Raw genomic sequence first — 18980 nt, 5'->3', positions numbered from 1 at the left:
GTGGTCTGCTATAGGGAATCTGGCCGGCGCGTGCATGTCAGACCCTATCCCAGGCCATCGAAAGGAACCGACGATGAGTATCGACCCCCAGGCAGGACGCTTGCCGGACCCGCACAGCCTCGCCAACCTGCCGCGGCTGGTCTCGCGCTACTATAGCGAACGCCCCGACGCCCATGACCCGGCCCAGCAGGTCGCCTTCGGAACCTCCGGTCACCGCGGCTCGTCGCTCAAGCTGAGCTTCAACGAGTGGCACATCCTGGCCACCACCCAGGCGATCTGCGAGTACCGTGAGGCCCAGGGCATCGATGGGCCGTTGTTCATCGGCATGGACACCCACGCGCTCTCCGAGCCGGCGTTCGTTTCCGCACTCGAGGTGCTCGCCGCCAATCGCGTGGCGGTGCGGATCGACGCTGGCTGCGAGGCGACCGGCTTCGAGCCCGGCTACACCCCGACCCCGGCGATCTCCAACGCCATCCTCTTCTATAACCAGGGCCGCCACCACGGCCTGGCCGACGGCATCGTCATCACCCCGTCGCACAACCCGCCGGTGGATGGCGGTTTCAAGTACAACCCCACCAACGGCGGTCCGGCCGATACCGGGGTCACCAAGTGGATCCAGGAGCGCGCCAACGAGCATCTCGCCGAGGGCCTGCGCCAGGTCCAGCGGGTGAGCTACGCCGAGGCGCTGGCGGCACCGACCACCCAGCGTTTCGACTATATCGAGAGCTATGTCGGCGGCCTCGACAAGGTCATCGACATGGCCGCGATCCGCGATTCCGGGCTCACCTTCGGGGTCGATCCGCTGGGCGGTGCCGGGGTGCACTACTGGCCGCGTATCGCCGAGAAGTACGACCTGCCGCTGGAGGTGATGTCGACCACGGTCGACCCCACCTTCCGCTTCATGCGCGTGGACTGGGACGGCAAGATCCGCATGGACTGCTCCTCGCCCCATGCCATGGCCGGGCTGATCGAGAACAAGGATCGCTTCGACGTCTCCTTCGCCTGCGATACCGACCATGATCGCCACGGTATCGTCGCCCGCTCCACCGGGCTTTTGAATCCCAACCACTATCTCGCCGTGGCCATCGAATACCTGTTCACTCATCGCCCGCACTGGGGGGACAAGGCCGCCATCGGCAAGACCCTGGTGTCGTCGTCGATGATCGATCGCGTCGCCGAGGGCCTGGGGCGCGAGGTCAACGAAGTGCCGGTGGGCTTCAAGTGGTTCGTCGATGGCCTGATCGAGGGCAGTCTCGGCTTCGGTGGCGAGGAGTCCGCAGGGGCCTCCTTCCTGACCCTGGAGGGCCAGCCCTGGTCGACCGACAAGGATGGCATCATCCTCGGCCTGCTCGCCGCCGAGATCACCGCGGTCACCGGGCAGGACCCAGGCGAGCGCTACCGGGCGCTGACCGAACGCTACGGCGCGCCGGTCTACCAGCGTGTCGATGCCCCGGCCACGCGTGAGCAGAAGGCCCGGCTGGGCAAGCTGTCGCCGGAGCAGGTCACCGCCGAGACGCTGGCTGGCCACCCGATCATGCGCAAGCTGACCGAAGCGCCGGGCAACGGCGCTGCCATCGGCGGACTCAAGGTGGTCACCGAGGCGGGCTGGTTCGCCGCGCGCCCCTCGGGTACCGAGGACGTCTACAAGATCTACGCCGAGAGCTTCGAAGGCGAGGCGCATCTTGCGCGTATCCAGCAAGAGGCCAAGGCGCTGGTCGACGCCGTGCTGGCGGGCTGAGCCCAGGCGCAACGGCGGCGGCCACGCCGCCGCCGTTGCCGCCCCCTCGATGTGTGGCCTGCGGCGATATTTGGCCTGAAACGATGCGTGGTCTGAGACGATAAGTAGCCTGCGACGCCGGGTGATCCCGTGGCGACGGTGGTGCACCTTTGCCTAAAGTTGCCTCTGACCCGGGCGATAACCCCCGTGAATCGATTCGTTGCCGCTCGTCGAGCGGTGCCTTTCGCCATCGGGGAGCGCTCATGCATTTCAAGTCCATACGTACGCTGGTCACGCTGTTGGTGGGGGCGTGTATCGTCTTCGTGGTTGCGGCCATGGTGGCTTACACCGTCTATGCCAACGCGCGTTCCCAGGCGCTGGTGGACGCGCGCACCGACACGCTACTGACCACAGGAATCCGCGAGCGCCTGAAGACCGTGGCCGGGCGCGAGGCCGAGCGTATCGAGGCACCGCTCGAGCACGCCCTGACCCTGGCGCGCTCGCTCGCCAATACCAATGCACTCATGGGGGCGGTCGACGATCAGGGCCGTCGGCGGCTGTCGCTGAGCCGTGACGAGCTTTCCAACTTGGTGCGCCAGACGGTGGTCGACAACCCCGACCTGCTCGACGCCTTCATCGGCTGGGAGCCCAACGCCTTCGGCAACGACACCTATTACCAGGGCCGCGGAGACGCCGGCTTCGGCAAGGATGGGCGCTTCATGCCGTGGTGGTATCGCACCGCCGACGGCAAGATCGCGGTGCTGCCGCTGGGTGACACCATGGAGAGCACCCAGGTGCTGCCGAGCGGGATCCGTGAGGGCGAGTACTACCTCTGCCCCAAGGAGACCCTGAAGCCTTGCATCATCGACCCGGCGCCTTACGACTACAACGGCAAGACGTTGATGGTGACCTCGTTCAACGTACCGATCCTGGTCGATGGTGAGTTCCGCGGCAGCGCCGGGGTCGATCTCTCGGTCGACTTCATCCAGGGCCTGCTGAAAGACGCCAGCAGCGCGCTCTATGACGGCGCCGGCGACTGGACGCTGGTCGCCCCGCGCGGCGGAGTTACTGCCTATACCGATGATCCCCAGGCGGTGGGCAAGAACGCCGCCGAGGTGTTCGATGCCAGCATCAATGCGCTGCTCGATCAGGCGCGCCAGGGCCAGCCAGCGCTGCGCGAAGAGGGCGGCCAGATCGAGATGGCGTGGCCGTTCCATGTCGGCCCGGCCGACGGCAAGCCCTGGGTTCTGATGATCCGCCTGCCCGAGAGCGTGGCCATGGCCGGGCTCACCGACCTGCAGCAACAGCTCGCCGCCCAGCGTCATCACGACACCCTGGCGATGCTCGCAGTGGGCGCCGGACTGGCCGCGCTGGGGCTGCTCGTGAGCTGGCTGCTCGGCGGCAGCCTGTCTCGGCCGCTCAGGCTGCTGGCGCAGCGCATGCGCGAGATCGCCTCCGGCGACGGCGACCTGACCCAGCGGCTGCCGGTACGCGGGCGCAACGAAAGCGCCGAACTGGCGGTCCAGTTCAACGCCTTCGCCGAGAAGATGCAGCAGGTGCTGATCGAGGTGCGCGACAGCAGCGACTCGGTCAAGCACGCCTCGCTGGAGATCGCCAGCGGCAGTGAGGATCTGTCGCGGCGTACCGACTCGATGGCGGCGAGCCTGCAGCAGACCTCGGCTTCGATCGAGCAGATCACCGGCACCGTGGAGCACACCGCGCACTCGGCGCGCGAGGTCGACAAGCTGGCGGTCTCGGCCACCGAGGCGGCCCAGCGCGGTGGTGAGGTGGTCTCCAGCGTGGTCCAGACCATGGACGAGATCGAAACCTCGTCGCGTCAGATCGCCGAGATCGTCAGCACCATGGATAGCATCTCCTTCCAGACCAACCTGCTGGCGCTCAACGCCTCGGTCGAGGCGGCTCGTGCCGGCGAGAATGGCCGCGGCTTCGCGGTGGTGGCGCAGGAAGTGCGCAATCTCGCCAGCCGCAGCGCGAACGCGGCGCAGCAGATCAAGACGCTGATCGATGCCTCCGCCGAGCGCACGCAACTAGGCGCTCAGCGGGTGCGCAATGCCGGCGCGGCGATGGACGAGATCGTCGCCAGCATCGCCCGGGTCAACGGCGTGCTGGGCGAGATCACCGCAGCCACCGGCGAACAGAGCCAGGGCATTGGCCAGGTCAATCTGGCGGTGGCCGAGCTCGACAGCGTGACCCAGCAGAACGCCGCCATGGTGCAGCAGACCGCTGCCGCCGCCGCCGCGCTGCAGCAGGAGTCGCAGCGTCTGGCCGAGACGGTGGGGGCGTTCACCCTGGATGACACCGGCGGTGTCAGGCGGCCGGCGTTGAGCTGATCTGGCCGTTGAACGGGCAGGCCGTTAATCGACACGGCCAGCACTGAAAATTGAAAGCACTGAAAATCGAAAGCTCTGAACAGTGAAAAGGGCGAGATGGCCGGGGCGGGTGCCCCGGTCGTAGCGGTATGTCGTTGTCGCCCTCCGTTTACTCAAGCGGCGTCTAAAGTTTCCTTCGGCCACGGCGATATCCCTGAATACGTCGCCGTGTTGGTGCTCCGAGAGGTGATTCGGGGGCCAGTCCGCGCGGTGCCAGACAATCTCAAAAAAACAAGCTGATTCGAGCGGTGTAAGCCGAGCGACCGTCGCACCACGGGCTACTGCCTTTCCGGGGGACTCTCTTATGCACTTCAAATCCATACGTACGCTGGTCACGCTGCTGGTAGGAGCGTGCATCGTCTTCGTGGTCGCGGCCATGGTGACTTACACCGTCTACGCCAACGCGCGTTCGCAGGCACTGATGGATGCGCGCACCGATGAACTCTTGACCGCGAGTATTCGTCAGCGCCTGGGTGCGGTGGCCGGGCGCGAAGCCGAGCGTATCGAGGCGCGTCTCGAGCACGCCCTGACCCTGGCGCACTCGCTCGCCAATACCAATGCGCTGATGGGCGCGGTAGACGACCAGGGCCGGCGCCGGCTCTCGCTGAGCCGCGACGAGCTCTCCAACTTGGTGCGTCAGACGGTGGTCGACAACCCTGACCTGCTCGACGCCTTCATCGGCTGGGAGCCCAACGCCTTCGGCAACGACGCCTATTATCAGGGCCGCGAAGATGCCGGCTACGGTAAGGATGGGCGCTTCATGCCGTGGTGGTACCGCACTGCCGACGGCAACATCGCGGTGCTTGGACTCGGCAGCTCGATGGAGAGTGAAAAGCCGATCCCGGGCGGCATCCGTGAGGGCGAGTACTATCTGTGTCCCAAAGAGACTCTGAAACCCTGTGTGGTCGACCCGCACCCCTTCGACTACAACGGCCAGACGCTGATGGTGACCTCGTTCAACGTGCCGATTCTGGTCGACGGTGAGTTCCGCGGTACCGCCGGGGTCGACTTCTCGGTCGACTTTATCCAGGGCCTGCTGAAAGATGCCAGCCGCGCACTCTACGATGGCGCCGGCGACTGGACGCTGATCGCTCCGCGCGGTGGAGTCACCGCCAACACCACCGATCCCAAGGCGGTGGGCAAGCCGGCCGCCGAGGTGTTCGATGCCAGCATCAATGCGCTGCTCGACCAGGCGCGCCAGGGCCAGCCGACGCTGCGTGAGAACGCCGGCCAGATCGAGATGGCATGGCCGTTCCATGTCGGCCCGGCCGACGGCAAGCCCTGGATCGTGATGATCCGCCTGCCCGAAAGCGTGGCCATGGCCGGGCTCACCGACCTGCAGCAAAAGCTCGCCGCCCAGCGTCATCACGACACCCTGGCGATGATCGCGGTGGGCGCCGGGCTGGCCGCGCTGGGGCTGATCGTGAGCTGGCTGCTCGGCGGCAGCCTGTCTCGGCCGCTCAGGCTGCTGGCGCAGCGCATGCGCGAGATCGCCTCCGGCGACGGCGACCTGACCCAGCGGCTGCCGGTACGCGGGCGCAACGAAAGCGCCGAACTGGCGGTCCAGTTCAACGCCTTCGCCGAGAAGATGCAGCAGGTGCTGATCGAGGTGCGCGACAGCAGCGACTCGGTCAAGCACGCCTCGCAGGAGATCGCCAGCGGCAGTGAGGATCTGTCGCGGCGTACCGACTCGATGGCGGCGAGCCTGCAGCAGACCTCGGCTTCGATCGAGGAGATCACCGGCACCGTGGAGCACACCGCGCACTCGGCGCGCGAGGTCGACAAGCTGGCGGTCTCGGCCACCGAGGCGGCCCAGCGCGGTGGTGAGGTGGTCTCCAGCGTGGTCCAGACCATGGACGAGATCGAAACCTCGTCGCGTCAGATCGCCGAGATCGTCAGCACCATGGATAGCATCTCCTTCCAGACCAACCTGCTGGCGCTCAACGCCTCGGTCGAGGCGGCTCGTGCCGGCGAGAATGGCCGCGGCTTCGCGGTGGTGGCGCAGGAAGTGCGCAATCTCGCCAGCCGCAGCGCGGATGCGGCGCAGCAGATCAAGACGCTGATCGACGCCTCCGCCGAGCGCACGCAACTAGGTGCGCAGCGGGTGCGCGACGCCGGCGCGGCGATGGACGAGATCGTCGCCAGTATCGCCCGGGTCAACGGCGTGCTGGGCGAGATCACCGCAGCCACCGGCGAGCAGAGCCAGGGCATTGGCCAGGTCAATCTGGCGGTGGCCGAGCTCGACAGCGTGACCCAGCAGAACGCCGCCATGGTGCAGCAGACCGCCACCGCCGCCGCCGCGCTGCAGCAGGAGTCGCAGCGCCTGGCCGAGACGGTGGGGGCGTTCACCCTGGATGACACCGGCGGTGTCAGGCGGCCGGCGTTGAGCTGAGCTGGCCGTTGAACGGGCAGGCCGTGACCGACACGGCCAGCACTGAAATCGAAAGCACTGAAAATCGAAAGCTCAACAATGAAAAGGGCGAGATGGCCGGGGCGGGTGCCCCGGTGGTCTTCAGCCCTTTTTTGTTTCTTTCTTTAGTCGATATGTAACTAAAGTTTTCATTGCCTGCGGCGATATCTTTCAAGGTGCCGCCGCGTGCATTCCCGGTGCGATGACTCGGGCCGATCTGGTCGGTACCAGGTGAGACCAAGAACCTACTCGAGCGGCGCTAGCCGGTCGGGCGTGGTGCCATCGTTGCCATTTCCGGCCGCTGGGGGACTTATTTCATGCATTTCAAATCCATACGTACGTTGGTCACACTGCTGGTGGGGACGTGTATCGTCTTCGTGGTCGCGGCGCTGGTGGGATACACCATCTATGCCAATGCGCGTTCGCAGGCGCTGGTAGACGCGCGCACCGATACGTTGCTGACAACGAGTATCCGTGAGCGCCTGAGTGCGGTGGCCGGGCGGGAGGCGGAACATATCCAGGCCAAGCTCGATCACGCCCTGACCTTGGCGCGCTCGCTTGCCAATACCAACGCGTTGATGGGCGCGGTCGACGACCAGGGCCGTACACGACTGTCGTTGAGCCGCGACGAGCTCTCCAATCTGGCGCGCCAGACGGTGATCGACAATTCCGATCTGCTCGACGCTTACGTTGGCTGGGAGCCCAACGCCTTCGGCAACGACACCTATTATCAGGGCCGCGAGGACGCCGGCTACGGTAAGGATGGGCGCTTCATGCCGTTGTGGTATCGCACCGACGACGGCAAGGTCGCGGTGATGCCGATGGGCGCTGAGATCATGGAAAGCACCAAGGTGATGCCGAACGGATCACGCGAAGGTGGCTTTTATCTCTGTCCCAAGGAGACTCACAAGGTCTGCATTACCGACCCGGCGGCTTACGAAATCAACGGCAAGAGGCAGATGGTGACCTCGTTCAACGTGCCTATTCTGGTCGACGGCGAGTTCCGCGGCAGCGCCGGGGTCGATTTCTCGGTCGGCTTCATCCAGGGCCTGCTGAAGCAGAACAGTCAGGCTCTTTACGACGGCGCCGGTGACTGGACGCTGGTCGCCCCGCGCGGTGGGATCACCGCCTACACCGATGACCCCGAAGCCATGGGCAAGCCGGCCGCCGAGGTGTTCGATGCCAGCACCAATGCGCTGCTCGATCAGGCGCGCCAGGGCCAGCCGGCGCTGCGTGAAGAGGGCGGCCAGATCGAGATGGCGTGGCCGTTCCATGCCGGCTCGGCCGACGGCAAGCCCTGGATACTGATGATCCGCCTGCCCGAGAGCGTGGCCATGGCCGGTATCAACGACCTCCAGCAGCAGCTCGCCGCTCAGCGTCATCACGACACCCTGGCGATGCTTGCGGTCGGTGCCGGGCTGGCCGCGCTGGGGCTGCTCGTGAGCTGGCTGCTCGGCGGCAGCCTGTCGCGGCCGCTTCAGCTGCTGGCGCAGCGCATGCAGGAGATCGCCTCCGGTGACGGCGACCTGACCCAGCGGCTGCCGGTAAGCGGGCGCAACGAGAGCGCCGAGCTGGCGCTCCAGTTCAACGCCTTCGCCGAGAAGATGCAGCAGGTGCTGATCGAGGTGCGCGACAGCAGCGACTCGGTCAAGAGTGCCTCTCTGGAGATCGCCAGCGGCAGCGAGGATCTGTCGCGGCGTACCGACTCGATGGCGGCGAGCCTGCAGCAGACCTCGGCCTCGATCGAGCAGATCACCGGCACCGTGGAGCATACCGCGCACTCGGCGCGCGAGGTCGACAAGCTGGCCGTCTCGGCCACCGAGGCGGCCCAGCGTGGCGGTGAAGTGGTCTCCAGCGTGGTTCAGACCATGGACGAGATCGAGACCTCGTCGCGTCAGATCGCCGAGATCGTCACCACCATGGACAGCATCGCCTTCCAGACCAACCTGCTGGCGCTCAACGCCTCGGTCGAGGCGGCGCGTGCCGGCGAGAACGGTCGCGGCTTCGCGGTAGTGGCGCAGGAAGTGCGCAATCTCGCCAGCCGCAGCGCGAACGCGGCGCAGCAGATCAAGACGCTGATCGACGCCTCCGCCGAGCGCACGCAACTAGGCGCGCAGCGGGTGCGCGATGCCGGTGCGGCGATGGACGAGATCGTCGCCAGTATCGCCCGGGTCAACGGCGTGCTGGGTGAGATCACCGCAGCCACCAGCGAGCAGAGCCAGGGCATCGGGCAGGTCAATCTGGCGGTCGCCGAGCTCGACAGCGTGACCCAGCAGAACGCCGCCATGGTGCAGCAGACCGCCACCGCCGCCGTCGCGCTGCAGCAGGAGTCGCAGCGCCTGGCCGAGACGGTGGGCGCCTTCACCCTGGATGACAGTGGTGGTGCCAGGCGGCCGGCCCTGGCCCTGGATCACTAGACCTGGGGCGCGGGATTGCTGGCCCGGCGCTGCCGGGCCAGCTCGCAGAAGAAGTCGACATATTCGGTATGGCCGCCGGAAAAGATCACATCGAGGCGGAGCGGGTCGTCGGGGTCGCTGATGCCGGCCAGCGCCGGCCACGGTGAGACGCTGGGGTCGCTGGCGTGACGCGCCAGCCGTTCGGCGTCGACCCGGGCGCGCGCCACCTCGCCTCCGCTGCTGTCGACGAACAGCACCCGGTTGGGGCGCGTGAAGGCGCGCCCCAACTGCTGCACCAGGGTCAGGAAACCACGATCGCTGCCGCCCCGCTGTGGGGGGTCGCCCTCGCCGGTGCTGACCGAGGTGAGCGTGTCACCGACCCCGACGATCGTCGGCATCAGCGCCGGATCGAAGTGCCCACGCGCCAGCGTCAGCAGCGCCTGCGGCTCGCGTGGGGCCTGGCGTGCATCGAACGTCTCCCCCAGCGGCGCCACTCCGGTACGTGCCTGGTAGTAGCGATTGAGGATCGCCAGCACGCCGCTCTCCTTGACCGCGCCGCGCAGCATCAACTGGAAGTCGGTAGTGCCTTCCGCGGTGCCCAGGCGCGGGCGCTCCTGGCCTGAGTCGTCGCGTCCGGCGTTGGGCGCATAGTGGATGAAGAAGGCGTCCTCGAGCCCTGCCGCCGCGGCCGCTGCCAGACGCGCCTGCATGAAGTCCACCACCGCCTCCTGCAGTTGCCAGTAGCGCTCGGGCGTTGCCTGCCAGTGGCGCCGGAAGACATTGAGGTTGAGCGTCGGTGAGGCGAGGTTGTCGAGCACGGCAGCGGCGATCAGCGGCGCTCGCGTCGCAGCGTCCAGCGCGAAGGGCGGGCCAGCCAGGCAGTGGTCGAGAAAAGTCTCGGCCGCAGCCGCAAAGCTGGCCAGAAAGTCGAGCTCGGCGGCGCTGACGCCGGGGTGTGACACGCGTCCGAAACGGTCCTGCCACTGGACCCCGCCGGCGGCCAGCCCGGGCAGGTAGCAGCCGCGATGGCGCGCCTCGGCGGGGTCGTCGAAGTTCGCCTCCACCAGCGCATTGACGCCACGAGTGCCGACGTGCTCGCCATTGGTGAGCACGAAGAAGTGCCCCGCCAGCTCGCCGGCGGCTTCCACATAGCGGCGCGGCAGATGCCGGGTCAGCGGGTCGTCCACCAGCCCCATGCAGACGCCGTCGAGATCCTGGATGATCAGTAGATCGGCACTCCCCGCCAGAGCCCGGCCCAGCTCGGCGTGGTCGAGCGCTAAGGGGCGGGGGTGAGAGACAGCGCGGCGCTGGGAGTCTGCGGGTCGGTCATGGCGTGGGTGGGCTCCGAGGTCGATGCGTGGCCTGATCGCGAGCGCCAGGCACGGTGCGGCAAACACGATGGTTCGAGTATAGCCCCCACCGCGCTGGGGCTCAGCCCGGGGGTACGGCGGACTTTGCTTAGCCGGCGCCGCGCAACTAGGCTCAAGGAGCCGCCGAGCCTTCGGCGGCCACGCCCGGATGGCGTGTTCTTCGGTTCGCTTGCGGACCCCCACGGTGACAGGAGGCAAGGATGTCCAGCCCCGAACACAAGCAGAAGATCTGGCAGCTGATCGACGATATCAAGGTCGGCATGCTGGTGACCCTCGATGACGGCACCCCCCGCGCCCGCCCCATGCATCTGGTCCAGGATGCTTACGATGGCACGCTCTGGTTCTACACCCGGCGTAGCGCCGAGAAGGCGTTCGAGGCGCAGAGCGACCGCGACGTTTGCATCACCTTCTCCGATCAGAAGCACGGGGTCTACGTGTCGATGTCGGGCAAGGCGCGTCTGCGCGACGATGCCGAGCTGATCGACAAGTACTGGAACCCGTTCGTGGCGGCCTGGTTCGAGGGCGGTCGCGAGGATGACGATATCGCCATGCTGGAGATCGACATCGACTTCGGCGAGCACTGGCAGTCGCGCGAGAGCAAGGCCTTCCAGCTCTACGAGATCGCCAAGGCCAACGTGAAGAAGGACCACAAGCCCGATATGGGCGAGAACGAGAAATTCGGCCACTGAGCGTGGCCGGGGGCCGTCGCCGTGCGCTCGGCGGCGGCGACATCCTGCCGCCTTGACACGGTCCGCCCAAGTCCCGATAAAGAGCGCTCACTGGTCACATAGCGAACCCCCATGCTCCTGCTGACGGCTTTCGTCGTTCTCTCCATCGGCTTCTCGTTTCTGTGCTCGATTCTCGAGGCCGCGCTGCTGTCGCTGACGCCCAGCTATATCGCGCAGCTTCAGGACACGCGGCCCAAGCTGCACGACTCGCTCAATGCGCTCAAGTCCAATATCGACCGCCCGCTGGCGGCGATCCTGACGCTCAATACCATCGCCCATACGGTCGGTGCGACCGGGGTCGGTGCCCAGGTGGCGGTGGTGTTCGGCGATGCCCACGTGGCCATTGCCTCGGCGCTGATGACTCTGGGCATCCTGGTGTTTTCCGAGATCATCCCCAAGACCATCGGCGCCACCTACTGGCGCGCGCTGGCGCCGATGCTGCCGCGGATACTCAAGTTCATGGTGTGGCTGCTGCTGCCGTTCATCTGGCTGTCGGAGATGATCACCAACCGCATCGCCAAGAACGAGGGCGATGTCGACATGCGCGGGGAGATCAAGGCGCTGGCCAGGATCGGTCTCGAAGGCAAGGCGCTGGATGCCGACGAGACGCGCACCATCACCAATATTCTCAACCTCCACGAGATTCCGCTGAAGCGGGTGATGACCCCGCGCACCGTGTGCATGACGGTGGCGCCGGACATGAGCGTGGCGGAGTTCGACCGCGACTACGGCAAGACCCAGTTCACCCGCTTCCCGGTGATGGATGGTGCCGAGCATGCGCTGGGCTACGTGCACAAGGCCGACACCTACCACGCCGAGGACGAGCAGCGGCTCAAGGCGCTGATGCACCCGATCGCGATGGTCGACGAGAACGACAGTGTCGAGCATGTCTTCGCCGCCATGCTCAAGGATCACAACCACCTGCGCGTGGTCTACGACGATCACGGTAGCTGGGTCGGGTTGATCACCATGGAAGACGTGATCGAGACGATTCTGGGCCAGGACATCGTCGATGAGACCGATAACGTGCATAACCTGCGCAAGTACGCCAAGCAGCGCTGGCTGAAACGAATCAAGCGCGGCGAATCCGCCCAGCCGCCGGGCTGAAGCCGGTGGTGGATGGCGCTGGCAACGTCAGCGCAAGCGCGAGAAGAGAGGGGCGTCCTGGACGCCCCTTTTTTCGGCCCCGTGACAGGCGCCCCGGCCAGGCCCCGCCTCACGCTATCTCGTCGGTGTGACGCACGGTGGCGCGCGACTGCCGGCTTTACGCTTGGCCGTTGAATTGTTATGTTATAACATAAATAGCATCGCGCGGGCCGACAGCGGTCTGCCGCCAAGCCTGGAGAGGGTCATGGCGCTATTACCGATCGAAGACGAGGCGCAGCTACTGGCGATGCCGGCAGCGGACTACATGAACGAGGCCCAGCTGGCGTTCTTCCAGCGCCGGCTCGAACGCGAGCGTGAGACGCTTGCCACCGCTCTGGCGGAGACCCGCGCGATCATCGTCGACAGCCGCGGTGACGGCGACGATGCCGATCTCGCCGCCAATGAAGAGACGCTTAGCCTGCTGCTGCGTCAGGCCGATCGTGAAACCCGGCTGCTGCGCAAGATCGCGGCGGCGCTCAAGCGTATCGAGTCCGGCGACTACGGCTTCTGCGACGAGACCGGCCAGCCCATCGGGCTGAAGCGCCTGCTGCTGCGGCCCACCGCCACACTCTGCCTGGAGGCCAAGGAGCGCCAGGAGCAGCGCGAACACCACTATGCCAAGCGTCGCAGTGCCTGACCCTGTATCGCCGTACCCTGGCAATGACCGATGCCGTGAGGAAACGACCATGAATGACATCATACCGGCCGGCTCGCGCCCCATGGCGAAGCCGCTTCCCGTTACCGTACTGTCCGGCTTTCTCGGCGCCGGCAAGACCACGCTGCTCAACCATCTGCTCAACAACCGTGACGGCCGCCGTATCGCGGTGATCGTCAACGACATGAGCGAGATCAATATCGATGCCGCTCTGGTCGAGCGTGAAGTCGATCTCAACCGCGCCGAAGAGAAGCTGGTCGAGATGAGCAATGGCTGCATCTGCTGCACCCTGCGCGAAGATCTGCTGATCGAGGTGAACCGCCTCGCCGAGGAGGGGCGCTTCGACTATCTGGTGATCGAATCCACCGGCATTTCCGAGCCGCTGCCGGTGGCCGAGACCTTCACCTTCGAGGATGAGCAGGGCCGCAGCCTGTCGCAGGTGGCGCGCCTGGATACCCTGGTCACGGTGGTCGACGGGGCCAACTTCCTGACCCAGTACTACGAAGCCAAATCGCTGGCCGAGGCCGGTGAAAGCCTGGGTGAGGAGGACGAGCGTAACGTCGCCGACCTGCTGGTCGACCAGATCGAGTTCTGCGACGTGCTGCTGATCTCCAAGAGCGACCTGATCGACGCTGCCCAGCTCGCCGAGGTCGAGGCGGTGCTCAGAACCCTCAACCCGGATGCCGAGATCCACGCCATCAGCCACGGCCAGATCGCCCTGGATCGGGTGCTCGATACCGGCCGCTTCAGTTTCGAGAAGGCCCAGCTCGCCCCCGGCTGGCTCAAGGAGCTGCGAGGCGAGCATGTCCCCGAGACCGAGGAGTACGGCATCAGCAGCTTCAGCTTTGAAGCGCGCCGCCCGTTCCACCCGCAGCGCTTCTTCGAACTGCTGCACGGTGACTGGGGTGACGGCCGCCTGCTGCGCTCCAAGGGCTTCTTCTGGCTGGCGAGCCGCCCCGAGTTCGCCGGCCAGTGGAGCCAGGCCGGCGGCATCGCCCACCACGGCTTCGCCGGTCTGTTCTGGCGGGCGGTGCCCGAGTCGCGCTGGCCCCAGGACCCGGAATATCTCGCCTCGATCCGGGAAAAATGGGAAGAGCCGTTCGGCGACATGCGCCAGGAGCTGGTGTTCATCGGCCAGGGGCTCGACGTGGCGGGCATCCGCCGCCGCCTGGAAGCCTGCCTGCTCGATGACGACGAGCTGGCCCGCGGCAAGGCGTACTGGAAAAGCCTGCCCGACCCCTTTCCCGACTGGGGTGTCGCCGCCTGAGCGACGCGCCCAGCCCCTCTCTGTGGTCTGGTCTCCACCAGAGTCTTCCCCGGCCCGACGGCCGGGGTTTTTTGTGTCGCCCGGGGGCCGATGGCATGTGCTCTCTATAGGTGGGGGATGCTGTGTCTCTCTTGATGGCCGTCATAAGACCAGACATTGCTACGGCTGGAAGGATCACATAGGCTCGAACCGTGTCCTGGTAACGGCTTGCGCAGGGAAAGACGATGGGAGCCAGCATTACTGCAGAGAACTGAGCCGCAACAACGTCTGTAGTTGTTGCGGCACTCTGCGAGATCGATCCTGCCTGATGGATGACGAGCAGATGCCGCCCGATATTCTCGATCGAGCGGTGATTCGTCATGACTCAACCTCCCTCTGCGTGGCGGCATACGTTACCGGCAGCCCTGCTGCTGATGGCGCCTTTCGACATTCTCGCTTCTCTGGCGATGGATATTTATCTTCCGGTGGTCCCGGCCATGCCCGGTCTGCTGGATACGACGCCTGATGTGATCCAACTGACACTGAGCCTCTACATGGCGCTGCTCGGTGTGGGGCAAATGATTTTCGGGCCGATATCGGATCGTCTCGGGCGACGGCCGGTCCTGCTGGCCGGGGGCGCCATCTTCGCCATGGCGTCTCTGGGTGCTGCGTTTTCTGACACGGCGACTCCCTTTGTCACCTTCCGTCTGTTGCAGGCATTCGGCGCCTCGGCAATGTTGGTAGCGACATTCGCGACGATTCGCGATGTGTACGCGAGGCGACCAGAAGGTACCGTCATCTACGGGCTATTGAGTGCAGCGCTTGCCTTCGTCCCTACGCTTGGCCCCATCGTTGGTGCCGTTGTCGGTCGGTATCTGGGATGGCGGATGATATTCGTGCTGCTGGCCGTGCTGGCACTGGTGGCTCTGATGCATGCCGGCATGCGATGGCACGAGACACGCCCGGAGCCCAGAGTCGAGGCATCCCGGTCCCTGTCCTCGATCCTCGAGAGTCTCGATTTCTGGGTTTACACGCTTGGTTTCAGCGCTGGGATGGGGAGCTTCTTCGTCTTCTTCTCAACGGCCCCGCGTATGCTCATGGACCGCGCTGGTTATTCGGGGATCGAATTCAGTCTGACTTTTTCGAGCGTTGCGCTCGTCATGGTCTTGACCACGCGATGCATCCGGTCCTTCGTCACCCAATGGGGAAATGTGGGTTGCGTATTACGCGGAATGGCTCTGCTGATAGGTGGTGCGCTGCTGCTGAGCGTGGGGGAGCTCTGTTGGGAACCCTCGTTCTTCACGCTCATCGTGCCTATGTGGGTGATGGCGATCGGGATCGTCTGCACGGTATCCGTTACCGCCAACGGCGCACTCGGGGCGTTTGACGATATCGCGGGAACGGCAGTCGCTCTCTACTTCTGTATCCAGAGTCTGATCGTCAGTTTCGCGGGCACGCTGTCAATCATCCTGCTGAACGGAGATACGGCATGGCCGTTGATCTGTTATGCCACGACGATGGCGCTGTTGGTGTCGGCGGGGTTGGCGCTGCTCCGACTGCGTGACGCCGTCGCTAAGGGATCTACACCTGACTGACAACTCTCGGTCGATGGGCCATTGCTCGACCGGCGTGGCGCATACCGCATCAGGTAATGCGAGGCACCGCACGGAAAGCATCTGCGGTGGCGACATTGCACTGCAATTATTAGCCAGCTACATTTTGTGCCATTCCCTTTCGCAACAGGAGCCGCGACCCGATGGCATCTCCGCAACTCTTTTCCCCGCTGGCAATCGGCGGGCTGACCCTGCCCAACCGTATCGTGATCTCGCCGATGTGCCAGTACTCGGCCGACGGCGAGGGGAGCATGACCGATTGGCATACGATCCACCTGGGCCAGCTGGCGCTCTCCGGCGCCGGCCTCTTGATCATCGAAGCCTCGGCGGTGGCCGCGGCAGGGCGTATCACCCCGGGTGACGTGGGGCTCTACTCCGACGCCAACGAGCAGGCGATGGCGCGTACGCTCGCCTCGGTACGCGCTCACTCGCCGATGCCCATCGGCATTCAGCTCGGCCACGCCGGGCGCAAGGCCTCCTGCCAGGCCCCCTGGGAGGGCGGCAAGCAGTTGGGGCTCGAAGACGGTGGCTGGGAGACCCTGGCGCCCTCTGCCACGCCCTATCAGGACGATCAGCGCCCGCCGCAGGCGATGACGCTCGACGATATCGACGCGCTCAAGGCGGATTTCGTGGCCGCGGCGCAGCGTGCTGCACGCCTGGGCTTCGACCTGATCGAGCTGCACGCGGCCCACGGCTATCTGCTGCACCAGTTCCTCTCGCCGCTCTCCAACCAGCGCGATGACGCCTACGGCGGCAGCCTGGAGAACCGCATGCGCCTGATACTCGAGATCTTCGAGGCGGTGCGTGGGGTGTTCCCGGCGGAGAAGCCGGTGGGCATTCGGATTTCCGGCAGCGACTGGGTCGGAGGCGGCTGGGACCTGGCGCAGAGCGTGGCCCTGGCTCAGGCGCTGGAGGCCCGCGGCTGCAGCTTCATCGACTGCTCCGGCGGTGGGCTCGACCCGCGCCAGACGCTCGATGTCGGCCCCAGCTACCAGGTGCCGTTCGCCCGGCGCATGAAGCAGGAAGTCGCCATGCCGGTGATCGCGGTCGGTCTGATCACCGAACCGGAGCAGGCCGAGGGGATCGTCTTCAGCGGTGACGCCGACGCCGTGGCGCTGGCCCGCGGGATGCTCTTCGATCCGCGCTGGCCGTGGCACGCCGCGGCCAAGCTGGGGGCCAGCGTGCACGCGCCCAAGCAGTATCTACGCAGCCAGCCGCATACCCTCAAGGGGCTATTTGGCTAGGACTGTTCGGCCAGGGCTATCTGACCAGGGCTATTGGGCCAGGGCTTTTGGCGATAGTGCAGGTCACGCCGGGCGGTGCAAATCACGGGGCGGGCGCACCGAGCTAGATGCTTGGTGGCGCCCGTTCAGCGGTTGTCGTCCGCCTCCTTGGGTGCCTCCTCACGCAGGCTGGCGATTGCCTCGCGGGCATCCTCCAGGCTGGTCGGGTCGTCGATGGTGGCGGGCACGTCGAAGCGCTCGCCATCGGCGATCTGGCGCAGCGCGCGGCGCAGGATCTTGCCCGAGCGGGTCTTGGGCAGGCGTGCCACCACCCGCACCTGCTTGAAGCTCGCCACCGGGCCGATCCGTTCGCGCACCAGCGCGATCAGCTCCTCGGCTAGCCGCGTCTCGTCGCCGTCGAAGCCATCCTTGGGGATCACCAGCCCCACCGGCCGCTGACCCTTGAGTGCGTCCTGGGCGCCGATCACCGCGCATTCGGCCACCGCGGGATGAGACCCCAGCACTTCCTCCATCTCGCCGGTGGATAGCCTATGACCGGCGACGTTGATCACGTCGTCGGTGCGTCCCATCACGAACAGGTAGCCCTCGTCGTCGATATAGCCGCCGTCGCCGGTCAGGTAGTAGCCCGGGTAGGTGGCCAGATAGGCGCTGTGCAGGCGCTCGGGATCGCCCCAGATACCGGCCAGGCAGCCCGGCGGCAGCGGCTGCTTGATCACCACGCTACCTTCGGTCAGTGCACCCACTTCCTCGCCGTGGCGGTCGAGAATGCGCACGTCGTAGCCCGGAACCGGGAAGGTCGCGGAGCCGGCGCGGGTGGGCACGGGGTCGAGCCCCAGCGGATCGGCGGCGATCGCCCAGCCGGTTTCGGTCTGCCACCAGTGGTCGACGACGGGCACGTCGAGATGCGCCTTGAGCCAGTGGTAGGTGGGTGGGTCGAGACGTTCTCCGGCCAGGAACAGCGAGCGCAGGCTGGAGAGATCGTAACCCTCCTTCAGCCGCGCCTCTGGGTCCTCCTTCTTGATCGCGCGGAAGGCGGTCGGCGCGGTGAAGAAGCTCTTCACCCGGTACGCCTCGATCACCCGCCAGAAGGCGCCGGCGTCCGGGGTGCGCACCGGCTTGCCTTCGTAGACCACCGTGCTGGCGCCGCGCAGCAGCGGGCCGTAGACGATGTAGGAGTGACCCACTACCCAGCCCACGTCGGAGGCGGAGAAGAACACCTCGCCCGGGGCGATGTCGTAGATCGCCTCCATCGAGTAGTGCAGCGCCACGGCGTAGCCGCCGGTATCGCGTACCACGCCCTTGGGGCGGCCGGTGGTGCCGGAGGTATAGAGGATATAGAGCGGATCGGTGGCCTTGACCGCAACGCAGGCGGCGGGCTCGGCCGCGGCCATGAGTGTCTCCCAATCGCTCTCGCCGGGGCCGAACTCGGCGCGGCACGCGTCGCGCTGCAGATAGACGCAGTGCGCCACCGCATGCGCGCTGCGCGACAGCGCCTCGCGCACGATCGGCTGATAGGGCACCACGCGGCCAGGTTCGAGCCCACACGAGGCAGCCACCAGCACCTTGGGCTTGGCGTCCTCGATCCGCGCCGCCAGCTCGCGCGCGGCGAAGCCGCCGAACACCACCGAGTGGATGGCGCCGAGACGCGCGCAGGCGAGCATCGCGATCAGCGCCTCCGGCACCATCGGCATGTAGATCACCACGCGCTCACCCGGCGCCACACCCAGCCCGCGCAGGGCGCCGGCGCAGCGGGCGGTGGCGTCGCGCAGCTCGCGGTAGGTGTAGCGGCGCTGCTGGCCGCTGAGTGGTGAGTCCCAGTAGAGCGCGATGCGCTCGCCGTGGCCCTGCTCGATATGATGGTCGAGGGCAGCATGGCACAGGTTGAGCTCGCCATCGCCGAACCAGCGCGCATGGCCGCTGGCATCGACCTCGAGCGCCCGGGTCGGCGGGGTGAACCAGGGGATGCGCCGAGCCTGGCGCATCCAGAAGGCTTCCGGGTCATCGAGAGAGGCCCGGTACTCGTCCTGATAACGACTCATGAACCCCCTCCCATTGAGCGTTTCCC

Annotated in this window: 13 protein-coding genes; 10 read left to right on the top strand and 3 right to left on the bottom strand. The window is 66.2% G+C overall.

Annotation, left to right across the window (positions count from 1 at the left end):
- The first annotated feature begins 73 nt into the window (after nt 1–73).
- The 3 genes from pgm to QO259_RS16365 all read left to right on the top strand — a co-directional run bounded on the left by pgm (nt 74) and on the right by QO259_RS16365 (nt 6499).
- Complete coding sequence (pgm, locus tag QO259_RS16375; protein ID WP_285950763.1) at nt 74–1738, top strand: phosphoglucomutase (alpha-D-glucose-1,6-bisphosphate-dependent); 1665 nt, start codon at nt 74–76, stop codon at nt 1736–1738.
- Nucleotides 1739–1980: 242 nt separating this feature from the next.
- The gene (locus QO259_RS16370; RefSeq protein WP_285950762.1) at nt 1981–4068 is read left to right on the top strand and encodes a methyl-accepting chemotaxis protein; all 2088 of its coding nucleotides are present in this window, start codon (nt 1981–1983) and stop codon (nt 4066–4068) included.
- Nucleotides 4069–4411: 343 nt separating this feature from the next.
- Nucleotides 4412–6499 carry a methyl-accepting chemotaxis protein gene (locus QO259_RS16365; protein WP_285950761.1) on the top strand — a complete coding sequence of 696 codons (2088 nt, stop codon included), beginning with the start codon at nt 4412–4414 and terminating at the stop codon, nt 6497–6499.
- Here QO259_RS16365 and QO259_RS16360 read toward each other — a convergent pair.
- Nucleotides 6477–6692 (bottom strand): hypothetical protein, encoded by a 216-nt coding sequence (locus QO259_RS16360; protein WP_285950760.1) that lies wholly within the window; start codon nt 6690–6692, stop codon nt 6477–6479. The two genes, QO259_RS16365 and QO259_RS16360, sit on opposite strands and share 23 nt — an antisense overlap.
- 142 nt (nt 6693–6834) lie before the next feature.
- On the opposite strand from QO259_RS16360, the gene QO259_RS16355 reads away from it, so the two are divergent.
- Nucleotides 6835–8934 (top strand): methyl-accepting chemotaxis protein, encoded by a 2100-nt coding sequence (locus tag QO259_RS16355; RefSeq protein WP_285950759.1) that lies wholly within the window; start codon nt 6835–6837, stop codon nt 8932–8934.
- Here QO259_RS16355 and stpA read toward each other — a convergent pair.
- Nucleotides 8931–10310 carry a glucosylglycerol 3-phosphatase gene (stpA, locus tag QO259_RS16350; protein WP_285950758.1) on the bottom strand — a complete coding sequence of 460 codons (1380 nt, stop codon included), beginning with the start codon at nt 10308–10310 and terminating at the stop codon, nt 8931–8933. The genes QO259_RS16355 and stpA overlap by 4 nt on opposite strands.
- 173 nt (nt 10311–10483) lie before the next feature.
- Between stpA and QO259_RS16345 the strand changes: the two genes are divergently transcribed.
- The 6 genes from QO259_RS16345 (at nt 10484) to QO259_RS16320 (ending at nt 16915) form a co-directional block, all read left to right on the top strand.
- On the top strand, nt 10484–10972 hold the full coding sequence (locus tag QO259_RS16345; protein ID WP_285950757.1) for a pyridoxamine 5'-phosphate oxidase family protein: 489 nt from the start codon (nt 10484–10486) through the stop codon (nt 10970–10972).
- A 111-nt stretch (nt 10973–11083) separates the two neighbouring features.
- The gene (locus QO259_RS16340) at nt 11084–12118 is read left to right on the top strand and encodes a CNNM domain-containing protein (RefSeq protein WP_035475091.1); all 1035 of its coding nucleotides are present in this window, start codon (nt 11084–11086) and stop codon (nt 12116–12118) included.
- A gap of 244 nt (nt 12119–12362) precedes the next feature.
- A complete protein-coding gene (gene dksA, locus QO259_RS16335; protein ID WP_035475089.1) occupies nt 12363–12794 on the top strand; it encodes an RNA polymerase-binding protein DksA in 432 nt (143 codons plus the stop codon).
- Between the two features lie 49 nt (nt 12795–12843).
- Complete coding sequence (zigA, locus tag QO259_RS16330; RefSeq protein ID WP_233076895.1) at nt 12844–14079, top strand: zinc metallochaperone GTPase ZigA; 1236 nt, start codon at nt 12844–12846, stop codon at nt 14077–14079.
- 359 nt (nt 14080–14438) lie between these two features.
- Nucleotides 14439–15653, top strand: a complete 1215-nt coding sequence (gene cml, locus QO259_RS16325; RefSeq protein WP_285950756.1) for a CmlA/FloR family chloramphenicol efflux MFS transporter — start codon at nt 14439–14441, stop codon at nt 15651–15653.
- A 161-nt stretch (nt 15654–15814) separates the two neighbouring features.
- On the top strand, nt 15815–16915 hold the full coding sequence (locus QO259_RS16320; RefSeq protein WP_285950755.1) for an NADH:flavin oxidoreductase/NADH oxidase: 1101 nt from the start codon (nt 15815–15817) through the stop codon (nt 16913–16915).
- Between the two features lie 125 nt (nt 16916–17040).
- On the opposite strand, the gene QO259_RS16315 is transcribed toward QO259_RS16320, so the two are convergent.
- Entirely contained in the window at nt 17041–18954 is a 1914-nt protein-coding gene (locus QO259_RS16315) for an AMP-binding protein (RefSeq protein WP_285950754.1), read from the bottom strand.
- Nucleotides 18955–18980 lie beyond the last annotated feature (26 nt).

The sequence above is a fragment of the Salinicola sp. JS01 genome (assembly GCF_030284585.1).
In the GTDB taxonomy this organism is placed as follows: Bacteria; Pseudomonadota; Gammaproteobacteria; order Pseudomonadales; family Halomonadaceae; genus Salinicola.
The sequence above is the reverse complement of the archived record's forward strand: the minus strand, read 5'-3'. Positions and strand labels throughout refer to the sequence as shown.